General features: G+C 43.3%; 12 protein-coding genes. 4 read left to right on the top strand and 8 right to left on the bottom strand.

The window, feature by feature from the left end; all coding sequences use genetic code 11:
* Positions 1-49: 49 nt before the first annotated feature.
* A complete protein-coding gene (locus tag NSQ91_RS04885; protein WP_076129250.1) occupies positions 50-1,459 on the bottom strand; it encodes a deoxyguanosinetriphosphate triphosphohydrolase family protein in 1,410 nt (469 codons plus the stop codon).
* Positions 1,460-1,737: 278 nt separating this feature from the next.
* On the opposite strand from NSQ91_RS04885, the gene NSQ91_RS04880 reads away from it, so the two are divergent.
* Both NSQ91_RS04880 and NSQ91_RS04875 read left to right on the top strand, forming a co-directional pair.
* The gene (locus NSQ91_RS04880; protein ID WP_076129284.1) at positions 1,738-2,487 is read left to right on the top strand and encodes a polysaccharide deacetylase family protein; all 750 of its coding nucleotides are present in this window, start codon (positions 1,738-1,740) and stop codon (positions 2,485-2,487) included.
* Between the two features lie 66 nt (positions 2,488-2,553).
* Positions 2,554-3,552, top strand: a complete 999-nt coding sequence (locus NSQ91_RS04875; RefSeq protein WP_076185042.1) for a substrate-binding domain-containing protein — start codon at positions 2,554-2,556, stop codon at positions 3,550-3,552.
* A gap of 379 nt (positions 3,553-3,931) precedes the next feature.
* Here the strand turns inward: NSQ91_RS04875 and modB are convergent, their stop codons facing one another.
* From modB to NSQ91_RS04850, 5 genes are all read right to left on the bottom strand, one after another.
* On the bottom strand, positions 3,932-4,588 hold the full coding sequence (modB, locus tag NSQ91_RS04870) for a molybdate ABC transporter permease subunit (RefSeq protein ID WP_172628881.1): 657 nt from the start codon (positions 4,586-4,588) through the stop codon (positions 3,932-3,934).
* 40 nt (positions 4,589-4,628) lie between these two features.
* Positions 4,629-5,423 (bottom strand): molybdate ABC transporter substrate-binding protein, encoded by a 795-nt coding sequence (gene modA / locus NSQ91_RS04865; RefSeq protein WP_370511265.1) that lies wholly within the window; start codon positions 5,421-5,423, stop codon positions 4,629-4,631.
* A 508-nt stretch (positions 5,424-5,931) separates the two neighbouring features.
* Positions 5,932-6,897 (bottom strand): helix-turn-helix transcriptional regulator, encoded by a 966-nt coding sequence (locus tag NSQ91_RS04860; protein ID WP_076129254.1) that lies wholly within the window; start codon positions 6,895-6,897, stop codon positions 5,932-5,934.
* A 199-nt stretch (positions 6,898-7,096) separates the two neighbouring features.
* Entirely contained in the window at positions 7,097-7,783 is a 687-nt protein-coding gene (locus NSQ91_RS04855) for a hypothetical protein (RefSeq protein WP_076129255.1), read from the bottom strand.
* Between the two features lie 190 nt (positions 7,784-7,973).
* A complete protein-coding gene (locus NSQ91_RS04850) occupies positions 7,974-8,660 on the bottom strand; it encodes a M50 family metallopeptidase (protein ID WP_076194197.1) in 687 nt (228 codons plus the stop codon).
* Positions 8,661-8,885: 225 nt separating this feature from the next.
* Between NSQ91_RS04850 and NSQ91_RS04845 the strand changes: the two genes are divergently transcribed.
* Together NSQ91_RS04845 and NSQ91_RS04840 are read left to right on the top strand one after the other, a co-directional pair.
* Entirely contained in the window at positions 8,886-9,353 is a 468-nt protein-coding gene (locus NSQ91_RS04845; RefSeq protein WP_076129257.1) for a hypothetical protein, read from the top strand.
* A gap of 49 nt (positions 9,354-9,402) precedes the next feature.
* The gene (locus NSQ91_RS04840) at positions 9,403-10,107 is read left to right on the top strand and encodes an AIM24 family protein (protein WP_076129258.1); all 705 of its coding nucleotides are present in this window, start codon (positions 9,403-9,405) and stop codon (positions 10,105-10,107) included.
* Positions 10,108-10,201: 94 nt separating this feature from the next.
* Here the strand turns inward: NSQ91_RS04840 and NSQ91_RS04835 are convergent, their stop codons facing one another.
* Both NSQ91_RS04835 and NSQ91_RS04830 read right to left on the bottom strand, forming a co-directional pair.
* Positions 10,202-10,657 (bottom strand): Dps family protein, encoded by a 456-nt coding sequence (locus tag NSQ91_RS04835; RefSeq protein ID WP_076129259.1) that lies wholly within the window; start codon positions 10,655-10,657, stop codon positions 10,202-10,204.
* Between the two features lie 187 nt (positions 10,658-10,844).
* Positions 10,845-12,323 (bottom strand): potassium/proton antiporter, encoded by a 1,479-nt coding sequence (locus NSQ91_RS04830; RefSeq protein WP_076279908.1) that lies wholly within the window; start codon positions 12,321-12,323, stop codon positions 10,845-10,847.
* Positions 12,324-12,457 lie beyond the last annotated feature (134 nt).

Raw genomic sequence — 12,457 nt, 5'->3', positions numbered from 1 at the left:
TCATTTAGATGATCTAAATGAACAGCAGGGACTACTTGTCTAAGAGCCTCTAATCCAAATCATAAATCGAGCCGACTTTCAGTCCGTACAGCTCATTATATATTTTCTCTGCAAAAGCATCAGTCATCCCTGCGATATAATCAATCACCATATGCTCCCAAGTCCAAATCGGCTTTGCCTGCTTCTGATCTTTCTCAAAGCGCTGCAGCCAATCCGATGGAATAATGGCTTTAGAGGTCTGTGGATCCAGAAATGCTCCCCATAGTCGGCGCAAAATCCACTCACTACGTTTCTGCAGCCGCTGCACACGCAAATCACGGATCATAGTGACCCATGCGAAGCTTTTCAACACACTGACGGTCCGCAGCATATCTTCATCTTCTTTTCCTTCCTTTATAAAGGTGACCTTCTTCCAGTCTCCATCTTGGATCACTCCCAAGCTTGCGACAAAGGTACTTACCCAATAAGCCTTAACTTCACGTCGAGTGCGGGAATAGTCGTTTTCACAGGTTGGCATTTTTTCCTTCCAAACCCGAAGAAATGAACTGAGCACTTCCTCGACCTTCGCGCGAATGCCTTCCTCTTCCCAGCCCTTCCAGAAGAAATCCTCGAGCGTGGTGATTTTCTCCACGATTAACCGTTGGATATAAGAATCATGCATAAAGTGTTCATGCACTTCAATCTTTCCGGCTTTAATCCCATCCTCCAGATCATGTGCAGAATAAGCGATATCGTCACAAAGGTCCATAAGCTGAGCCTCCAACGTTTTCTTACCTGCTGGTATTCCCCACTCTTTGCGGATCTCCGAAATATATCCCCATTCGTTCAGGTACATCCCCTTCTTCAGCGAGGTGCCGGGAAAAGGATACTTATTTATGCCTAGCAGCACAGCATCCGACAGATTTAGGCCATCAATATTTTCACGCTTCTCCAGAAACATAATCAGCCGATAATTGTGGGCATTGCCTTCGAAATGCTCATAACGTTGCTTCATCTGCTCATGGATCAGCAGCCGATCCACACCCGTTGCGCCTGATTGCAGCGCAGCTTCGTTAGTTTTCTTTTCAATAAGCTGTTCCAAAATATTATCCAGCACTTCTTCCCCTTTATGTCCAAAGGGAGGATGGCCAAAATCATGAGCGATAGCTGCGCATTCCACTACCTCTGGATCGATAACAAGACCCGGATTCTCCGCCTTAGTGGTTTCCACTTCTGGATACGATCGCAGCAGACTTTTCGCCGCCTCACGGGCAATCTGCGCAACTTCAAGTGAGTGAGTCAGACGCGTACGGTAATAATCACCCGTCCCTGCTCCGAATACTTGTGATTTACCTTGTAGCCTACGGAAAGTAGGCGAATGAATCAGGCGTGAATAATCACGCTCATAAGCAGCTCTCGACGTTTCAAGGCGGGTAATCTCCGGATATTGCCGGTGTTCTCTTTTTTCAATAAGTGTCATATTCCCACCCCTAACCAAATGTCTGTATATAGTACTTCATTATAAGGCATTTTCATAACTATTTTCACATCAAAATACAAAAGCTAATTTAATTATAAACGGGCATGTCGATAACTATGTAATCATCAGAAGCCAAAATGAATCTCATAACCTGTACATGAAGGATAGTAGAAAGAAGAAAGAGCACCAAAAAAGACTGGTTGTCTATACAAAACTTAAACTATGAATATACCGACCCCCAAAAGGAGCACTCTAAAATAAAAAAAACAGGTGAAATGATGAAAACTCGCAGCAAAATTATGATGATCACCCTTACACTCTTTTTATGCTTCACGAACTCTGCTCTAGGCAGTCCAAGCAAAAACCGCGACTACTACGAAAAAAGAGGAGACATGATTTGGGAAGTACATACTAACCAAAAAGTGATTGCATTGACGTTCGATGACGGTCCTGACCCTACTGAAACCGATCAAATCTTAAAGGTATTGAATCAATACCATGCGAAATGCACCTTTTTTGCGATAGGAAAAAGAATTGCAGCCTATCCAGAGGTAGCGAAACGAGTGATTGCTGAGGGGCATGAATTAGCTAACCATACCTACAATCACGTTTATTTTAAAAGACCTATTAATGAAGCCCAATTTGAGCAGGAGCTAAAATTGACCGAAGAAGAGATTATAAAAGTCTCCGGTAAACATAGTTCACTGTTCAGACCACCAGGTGGCATGTATGACGAGACCTTAGTAGATCTGTCTAACAATATGGGCTTGAAGCCCATATTATGGTCCTGGCATCAAGATACACGTGACTGGAATCGCCCAGGGGTATACAGTATTTCGAACAAGGTCATTCGAAATGCACGTAATGGAGACATCGTTCTGTTTCATGATCATGTGCACGGGCAGTCACAAACTAGAGAAGCGCTTAAAATTATTTTGCCCGAATTAGAAAAGAAAGGCTTTCGATTTGTCACTGTCTCTGAGTTGATCAAATTATCCAGTACACAACAGGCTGGGAAACAACAATAGCCTAATTGCACAGGACTTCAAAATAGGGTAGTCTTGTCCTAATATGAAGTTCTGGAGGCTTTTGTGATGTCCGATAATACATCCTATACGACAGAAGAAATTGCCCGCTTATTAAAAATATCAAAATTAAAAGTATATGATCTAATTAAAAAAGGGGAGCTCCCCTCCTACCGTGTAGGAAAACAAATGCGCGTGGATCAATCCGATTTGGAAGCCTACAAACAAAATACACGGAGTGGGGTGTCTACCGCTAACCCTACTACTATAATGGGCCAGACTCCACCAGCAATCCCCTTGGCCTTTTCCGGTACAAATCCAGCTCAAATGCCAGCACAATCTCCTCACCTTAAAGCTGTAGGACACAGCTTGGTGATTACAGGTCAGGATATGTCACTGGATATTCTAGCTACCTATTTAGAACGGGCTCTGCCTACTGAACGTCCTCTTCGTTCTTATGCCGGGAGTCTAGACAGCCTGATTGCCATGTATAAAGGGGAATCGGACATTGTCAGCACACATTTACTCGACGGGGATACTGGAGAATACAACCTACCCTATATCCGTAAAATACTCGTCGGATGTTCTTATGTTGTAGTTCGCCTGCTAACCCGAAGTGCTGGTTTATACGTACAAAAAGGGAATCCCAGAGGTATTCAGGAATGGTCTCACTTAGAGCAGGATGGACTCACGCTGATCAATAGAGAACGAGGCTCAGGTGCACGCGTATTATTGGATGAACAGCTTCGATTGCATGGCATTCCAGCAGCCAGCCTATCAGGCTATATGAACGAGGAGAACAGCCATTTGGCAGTTGCCGGTAAAGTGGCCCGGGGAGAAGCTGATGTAGCCATCGGCACCGAGAAAGCCGCCAAGATTGTCGACGGCGTTGATTTTATTCCTATGATTCAGGAGTGCTACGACCTGGTGATGATAAAAAAACCGGAGCATGAGCAATGGATCGCTGCCGTGATTGATATTTTGCGTTCACCAGCCTTCCAGAGTGAGCTAGGATCCATTCACGGATATGATCTCACGGAAACTGGGACGATAATTTATGAGACTTAATGGTCGCAGACAGAAGAAGGAAGCAATCTGCAGAAGCGTTTAACTGTATTTCGTACAACTATATAACTTCGAACAACTAGCAAATTAGATATAACTGTATTTGGTACACCTATTTCTTTTGATTTACTACCCCATAGGCGTCTTTTCTAGTTTTAGTTGTATAGAATACAATTAAAACTAGAACGTTCCCTTATGCAGACCGAATAACTGTATAGAATGCAGTTAACTCACAGACTCCCATCAAAATTTGGCGGCGCTAAAAGCTGCATCAAAGTCGCCGGGTTTCCACTTGCCCAGCATCTGCTCAAGCCGCCCGCTTCAAACCAAAAACACCAGACAGCAACTCTCCCATAACCGGAGAATCGCTGTCTGGTGTTTTTTAAGAACGCCGATTCACAAACATCAGCATAGCGGCTGAAATAACAATAATTGAGCATACCCACATCCACGCGAGCGTCATATTGCCTCCATCTACCGCAACATAGATCGCTGTGGGTAAGGTTTGCGTACGGCCCGGAATATTGCCAGCTACCATAATGGTAGCGCCAAACTCCCCAAGACCGCGGGCAAAGCCAAGAACATAACCGGCTGCCAGCGACCGGCCCGCAAGCGGCAGCGTGACATAGCGCAGTACCTGCAGTTCACTTGCCCCTTGTGCCCGCGCTGCATCTTCAAGATCTGCTTCTATCCCTTCGAAACCCGCCTTCACTGTGCGATATACGAGTGGAAAAGCTACAACTACAGCAGCGATAACAGCTGCCCCCCATGTGAACAGGATCGTCTGCTCCGTCATCTGTTCATACCATCTACCGATCCAGCTTCGTCGGCCTAAAATAACTAAAAGTACAAATCCTACGACCGTCGGCGGCAAAACGAGTGGAAGCAGCATTATAGTCTCTACCAAGCTGTGGCCAGGAAACTTCCGGCCTGCCATGGCCTTCGCAGCAGCTGTTGCCAAAATGAATACAATAATGCTGGTAATCACAGATATTTTTACGGAAAGCCATACCGGGGCGAAGAAATCAGTCCAGTTTATTTCCAACCTTATTCCACCCGCTTCTACTCGTAATTTCTATTTAAGGAAGCAGGAAGCCATAACTTACAAAGATATCATTAGCTTCCTTGCTCTGAAGGTAACTATACAACTCCTTAGCTGCCTTTTGATTCTTCGAGCTCTTCACGATGCCTGCCGGATAATTAATGGCTTTGTGTACATGGGGACCGACCGTCAAAGCGATTTTAGTTTTCTTTGAAGTAAGCGCATCTGTCTTATAGACAAAACCGGCATCGGCATTTCCTGTTTCTACATAAGAGAGAACCTGACGTACATCCTTGGCGAATACGAGTTTGCTTTGCAGCGGATCCCATACCTTTTTCGCTGCCAGCGATTGCTGAGCATATTGACCCGCCGGCACAGATTCAGGCTGTCCCACTGCCACCTTCTTAAAAGCTTTATCCGTAAGCTGAGTAATCGTAGTTAATTTGACCTTTGAATCTGAGGGTACAACTACAACCAATTGATTCTTAAGCAGAACCTTATGATCGGAGATAAGTCCACCTTCCACCAGTGCATTCATCTGTTTATCACCTGCAGAGAAGAACAGGTCCGCCGGGGCCCCTTGCTCAATCTGCTTTTGCAGAGTGCCGGATGCTGCATAATTAAAAACCAAATCAATATCGGGATGTTTCTTTTCATAAAGGAGAGCAATCTTATCCAGGCTGTCTTGCAAACTAGCCGCTGCGGAAACAATAATTTCGGTCTTCTTGGTGGCTGCTTGCACCTCTACACCTGAACCTGCAGATAAATTCACAACCAGAAGGATTGCCAATATCCCCATCACGGAGAGTGCCCATTTCTTAAACATTTCCATTCCTCCCAATTTCGTATGTATATATTTAGATGCTATTCTAGCATACAGTTTTTCGTTTTTCTATAAGTACAGTTGTGTTTGTATATGTTTAGTTATATATTGTTATAATTAGACAATATACAACGATGATTTTGGCTTTTTGCACACAAAAAAGATGCCTCTGACACCCCTAAATAGGGCTGCAAAGACACCTAACACGAATGATATTAATTCTTCACGTTAAAGCCCAGTACATTCAACATAATGGATAATCCACTCCCCCAGGAACCTCACCCGGATTAATATATTCATTTTTAAGAATCAAATGAATCTTAAGAATACTTTTCTTCTATATAAAATTGAACAAAGGTCAAATTCGAGGATAGAAATAACCCTATAAATTATAATTATGTTATTTAATGTATGATGATATTATAAAAAGACTCACCAAACAAGAGAAATATTCTATAATTTTTGATTTGTAACAATATATGTAAACGAATATTTCATTTGAAGGTGAGAATCCATCTTATTTATATTGTGATATCCATTTCTCCAACTGCTGCCTGAGCACTTCACGATAATATAACGGCTCTATGATTTCAGCATCCTCTTCGAATCTCTTAATCCAGCGGACAAACGCAATATCTTGTTCCAACGCGACTTTAAAATAACAACACCGAGCTTGACGGTCTACTTTATTCGGCTTATAGGGCAGATCCTCTCTCTTTAGCCCTTCCATGATTCGCTCCGAAAATTTCACTTTAAACTCTACCTGCAAACTATCGCGGTCAAGTGACCATTTTTGCTTCATAAAAGCTTGCAAATCAAATGATTCCTTTGAGAAGCAGCGGTTTAGTGGCTTCACGTTTGAAAAATCGTTGATATGATATGTACGAATAACACCCTGATGATGGCAAAATCCAATGAGATGATAACGATTTTCCAGTGGGACTAAACAATAAGGATCAATGGTTATTTCTTTCTCCTCCACCGCATTCTCACAATAATTCGCTTGAATACTCCTCTGCTTTAATAAAGCCTCCAATATAGGTGTTAAAAAAGATTGATGCTCCATCTGTGCACCGCTTCTTTCCAACCAGCTTGTACCTGCTTCTCTTCTTGCACGTTCTATCGTTTCTTCCCGCTCCGCCTTTCGCTTGTATTCAGCTGCAACTACTTTTTCATAAGCGCCTTCAAAATCGATAGGCAGAACGGGTTTAATATCTTCCATAATATAGCGTAGTTGCGAAAACGCAGACGCCTCTTCTTCCGACCAATCCAAAGGATAAAGTGCAAAATTGCCAATAAAAGCATAGCCTTTTCCATGTCCAAGGTGGGTTATAGGAATATGCATGGCGCTAAGCGCGTCCATATCCCGGTATATCGTTCTCTCGCTGTTGCCGCAGCGTTCCGCCAATTCACGGGCTAATATCCCTGGCTTGGCTTGAACAAGTGTAATAATGCGCATCAGTCGGATTAATCGGTCTGTCATATTCAGTTCCCCTTGATTTATGGTTAAATAGACCCATTATTTTATGAAAAAAAGTAATAGTGTGATAGAACTTTTTTACTATGTTACCACATTTTATATTACAATTCTTCTGATTATTTTCCGCCGAACCCGCTGACAAAACAAATTTATGTATAGGTCTTTTTTCGTCAATATGCATCTTCTAGTTGTATGTCCTATATCAATTTCCAGTAGCAGTTTTCCCCCGCTTCTGATACTCGAATCCAATCTGTTTATACAACATTTCGGCCTCTTTAAGTAGTAAAGGATCTCCAGAACGCACGGCTAGTAATAGTAATTTATCTGCGTGACGGCAAAGCTTTTCATGAGCTTGACTATGTTGTCCTTCATTTTGCAACGTGGTTGCCTCCTCAATCGTTTCAGCTGTTTTTAACAATTCCAGATGTTTCTCTACGTGAAAGCAGCAGGTTTCACTCAGAACCTGAGTATGATGCGTGTATTCTAGCTCAAGAACCTTTACTGGAAGCTCTTGAACACGCTCTACGGTTGGCTTTTTATATTTCCACTGTAAGGAAAGAGCTTCATATCTACCTGCAATAGTAGTAGAGATATTGAATTCCAAAGCAATAAACTTTCGTTGCCCCGTTTTTATTTTGCCAAGCTTAAGAAGTAGCGATCTGCCTTCACCGACTTCAAACTCACACCCATACGAACGCTTAAAAGTTACATGGGGTTCAAGCCAAACCCGCAGCTCAATTTCACGCGCAACCACTTTATAACTGCTGGGTCGGCTGTGCTCTGCAGGTATACTCCCTTTCCATTCGACAAGCAAAATAACCTTACGATTGCCGCCTGCAAAAATACGATTTTGACTCCATGTGAATACGGGATGAATACTTTCTATCATTATTTCCACCTCTTTCTTTTTTTGGGTCTTCTATTAATGTACCAATAATGGCGGACAACTCCATGTCATGGAATGTATGTTCGGTTCTATATTATCGACAAAAAAAGAGTCATTCTACATGCTTAGTAGACTGACTCTTGTAAAAACAACTCCTTTTGTCTATTTATGACGAAAATTTTATGTTTTTTTCTCATCGACTCCCTAATTTAGTCTGCATTCGCTCTCGCTTGAAAAATAGTCCCAGTGCCCATTTGGCACACAACAGAGAAAATATAAAAAACAGTGTAGCCCAAAATATAGCGGGTATGGGAGTCATTCTTGCCAGATTGCTGGCATCTCCTGCACGGGACGGTGATACAGCAGCCGCGTATACCAGAAATAAACTTCCCATTACAGACTCCTCCAAGGTTAAAAAGGCCAATAACAAATAATAATATTTGCTGGCCTTCTTCCAAACCACCAGCATTAGAATATTTAGCGCAATAAATCCGCCCAACCACATCATGCCAAAGCTTCCTCGCACGTATAGCAGGAGCATAATCAACGCCACACCCGTAGCTAAGATAAGGCCCCAATCATGGCGTCCCTTACTGTATAAATAGAAGAGCAGAAGTGCAAATAAGGAGGCTAGCAAATAACCCGAGAGGGAAACTAATATTGCCTTGCCCCCTTCTTGAATAGCTGAATAGGTTACACCGCTATGATCTGCGTATAATTCAATCCTCAGCACACTACCCGACAGTAGTAAGGTCATCAGAGCATGACCAAATTCATGAATCATCGTGTCTAAATTCCGAAACAAAGATGAAAATGGGATCAATCTAGTCAAAAAAGCAGATCCGATCAGAAGCAATATTGTTTTAAGCCATTTGTTCAATCGACAGCAGCCCCTTTCGTCCAAAGTATACGATAAATAGTACCTCTTCTCAATCGAGATAATCACGGACCGATCGTGTTTAATAATGAGTAAACGAAAACCTTAAGGAGGTAAAAATTACTTTCATTATAAGCATTACCAGTCCCATGGCGTACGCTGTCAGAAGCTGTCAAGCTGTGTTAAAATAAAAGAACTACAAGCCTAAATTGGGTGGTGATTATATAGATGAAACAACATAAATCCCGAGCATATCTACAGCTGTTATATTCGCTCCTGTTCTTGCTGACGCTTACTGTATGCCTGCCAGCTCCTGTAGCAAAAGCTAATATATTCAGTGATATCTATAATGGAGTTAAAAATTTCTCCGAGCTGCCAAACGAAGTGAATGAATTAAAGGAAGGTTTTCAGCAAACCGCTGAAGAGCTTCAGCAGGCAAAGGATAAGCTCGCGAATACCACGCAGGAGATAGAAGCTTACCGGATACAGAACGAAAGCCTACAAGAGCAGAATCGCCAACTAACGCAGATGGTTGATGAATTAAAAAATGACCGGACGGCACGCGAAGAATATTATCATAAAATCAAAGTGACTATTTTTACAGGGATTGGACTAATCCTAGGTTATTTTATACTGATCCGTTTTATTCGTTTCAGCATGCTTTACCGTTCGCGAAAAGGCGACCGTCTGCGTTAGTCTTACGTATTCATTGAAGATCACAGTCACAGCATGAGGGAGATGAACTATGAACATCGATATCCAAGATGAAAGCGACAGTGGAAGCGGACAAGCCGTAGCCTTCTCCCTTGAGGAGAAGGAAGAGGTTCATGTACTCCATCCACAACAAATTATCGCTTATCAAGGTCCTTCCTCAGGACGAGCGGACAGATTTATGGATGTGAAGGGCATATACCGCAAGCGAAAGTTGATTCGTTCCGATATGGCAGGTCCTTGCCATTTCGTCGCCGCCCTTCCACCAGGCTATCGCATAAAAATCCTGCAGCTCGATGGCAAAAGCGATCTGCTGTACGACTTTAAGCATCTCTTCTTCTACAGTATAGGTATTTCACTGGAGACCCGAGTGCTAAGCATGAAGAATGTGCTCGTTACACGGGACATTGTAAAAGTGAAATTCTCGGGCAATGGCATGATTGGCATACTGACGGAGGGTACGGTCTGTGAAGCTGTACTGCACCCGACCAACCCCCTTTATGTCGATGCAGGCAGCATTATTGCCTACCCTGAGAATGCCAAGCTGGAGCTCACCGTTTACGGCAACCATTTGGCTAGCCAGCATATGAGCTATCACTGGAAGATGACAGGTCACGGGCCTGTGCTGTTTCAGGCAGGACGTCAGAACCGCCGATTCGAAAGAGATAACAACGATGATGGAATTGTTAAACGATTTCTACGCGAGGTAGTTCCCTTCGGGGGTGTGTTTATTAAATAGTTGTGTTCAGCAGTAAAACAACAAAACAAAGAGCGCCATGCGTATCCTATACGCAGGCGCTCTTTGTGGTTCTATCCTTTATAAGAATGTTGTCTTAGGCGATAAAAGCATTCAACATCCAAGCATGTTTCTCAATGCTGCTTCTAATACCAATCAGCAGATCCGCAGTGGGTTGATCAGCCAGTTCTTCTGCAGTAGCAATCGCAGCCTGCAGTTCTTTAGAAACAGTTGTAAAGTCTCTAACCAGCTCCATTACCATACCCTTGGCATCTTCGCCGCCACGAGCTTCCTGTAAATCGGAAAGCTCCAGATATTGTTTCATAGAGGAGGCAGGTTGTCCACCAATAGCAAGCAGGCGCTCAGCCAAATCATCTGCATAACCAGCAGCTTCATTGTAGAGTTCTTCAAACTTCTCATGCAGCGTGAAGAATTGGGATCCGCTAACATACCAGTGATAATGATGAAGCTTTACCCCAAGCAGGAACCAGTTCGCGGTCTGGCGGTTCAAAGCAGCGTGCAGTTCAGTTTGGCTCTTTAGTTGTGTAGTCATTAATAAAACCTCCTATGGTTAATTTATTATATTGTATTTAGACTCGTTCTAAATCTATATACAATTTAACACATCCTTTTGCTTTTTGCAACCACTCTGAAGATTTGCATGTTGCCGATTCTAGCATAACTTTTGTTATAACGCCTATTATCTCTGTCACACTCTGGATAACGTCCTCTTTCTAGACTTAAATCAAAGATATATTTTCCTCCGCCGTCTTCCCTTTCTGACTCCGGAAAAAAGCCCTCATCTCATCGCGTTTGCTCTTTGGACTTAAGACATATACAGTATCCCCTGGCTTAATGACGGTACTGCCATGGGGGGTGACAATGCTTTTATTCCGGATAATAGCAGTAAATAAGATATCATCTGGCAGTCCGATATCGGAGATTTTCTGCCCGGCAATGGGCATGTAAGGTTCAATTCCTATGTGGTTGAACTCGGAATCCGTCTTGCCAAGGGCGACCAGCTCCATCAGGGATGGCTGTGCTGAATCCTCTTGCCCCACCAGCTTCAACCGGGAAGCCAGCGGTGAAATGCTTGTTCCTTGAATCACTGCTGAGGTCAGCACGACGAAGAATACCACATTGAAGAACAGTCGGCCGTGGGGAAGATTAGCTAGCAGCGGATAGGTTGCCAGCACAATTGGAACGGCTCCGCGCAGGCCGGCCCAAGAAATTAGTGTTTTTTCACGAATAGAGAATCTGGAAAAGAGCAAGCTTATAAACACTCCTATTGGCCTTGCCACAACCATCAGAATGACGGACAGCAATATACCTTGCCAAGCCACCTCTGCCAGCTCCTGTGGAAATACCAGTAGACCCAGCAATATAAACATAAATATTTGCATCATCCAAGCAAAGCCATGACTAAAATTCATAATGGTTCGATGATACATCAGCTCGGAATTGCCAAGGGTAAGACCCATTACATAGACAGCCAGCAAGCCGCTGCTATGAACGAGTGCAGATAAGCCGTAGGTTAGGACAGCAAATCCAATTGCCAATACCGGGTAAAGTCCCGTAGAATCCAGGTTAATTCGATTGATAAGATATACTGCGACTTTACCAAGTACAATCCCTATCACCAAACCAACTGCCATCTCCCATATAAAGGACAGCACAAGTCCCCATATCGCCATATCCGGATGCTGAATCCATTCGATCAGCGATACTGTCAAAAATACCGCCATAGGATCGTTGCTGCCTGATTCCGCTTCGAGTGTCGAGGTCAGTCGTTTGTCAATATTCTTACCGCCTAATACCGAAAAGACCGCAGCCGCATCAGTCGAACCCACGATAGCTCCGAACAAAAAACTTTCTGCCCATGACACCTCAAGAATCAGCTTAGCGAACACCCCAACGATAGCTGTCGTTAACAATACGCCTACCGTGGATAAGGATAATGCCGGCCGAATAATAGGCTTGATATCCTTAATACTGGTCTGCATCCCACCTTCGAACAAGATAACAACCAGCGCAAAAATCCCAGCCATTTGTGTTAAGGAAGCATTGTTAAAAAAGATAAATTGACTCAGTACCATCCCCGCAGCAAGGAAAAGCACTAGAGCTGGCATTCCAAATTTAGTGGAGAATTTGGTGGAAAACACACCTACAAGTAAGAGAGCTGCCAGCAATAATATGATATTATCTGCAAGTTGGGTCACCGTTTATTCACTTCCCTTTCGCTTCTAGCTTAAAATATAAGCTTCCTTATTTATGTACGTTATTACCCTTATCCACCTCCTTTTGAGACATTGAATAATATAAGCAGGATTGAAGATTTCATCCGCTGGGGCTT

It is taken from the genome of Paenibacillus sp. FSL R7-0048 (genome assembly GCF_038004505.1).
Lineage (GTDB): Bacteria > Bacillota > Bacilli > Paenibacillales > Paenibacillaceae > Paenibacillus_AQ > Paenibacillus_AQ odorifer.
This window is presented reverse-complemented; position numbering and strand designations above follow the sequence as displayed.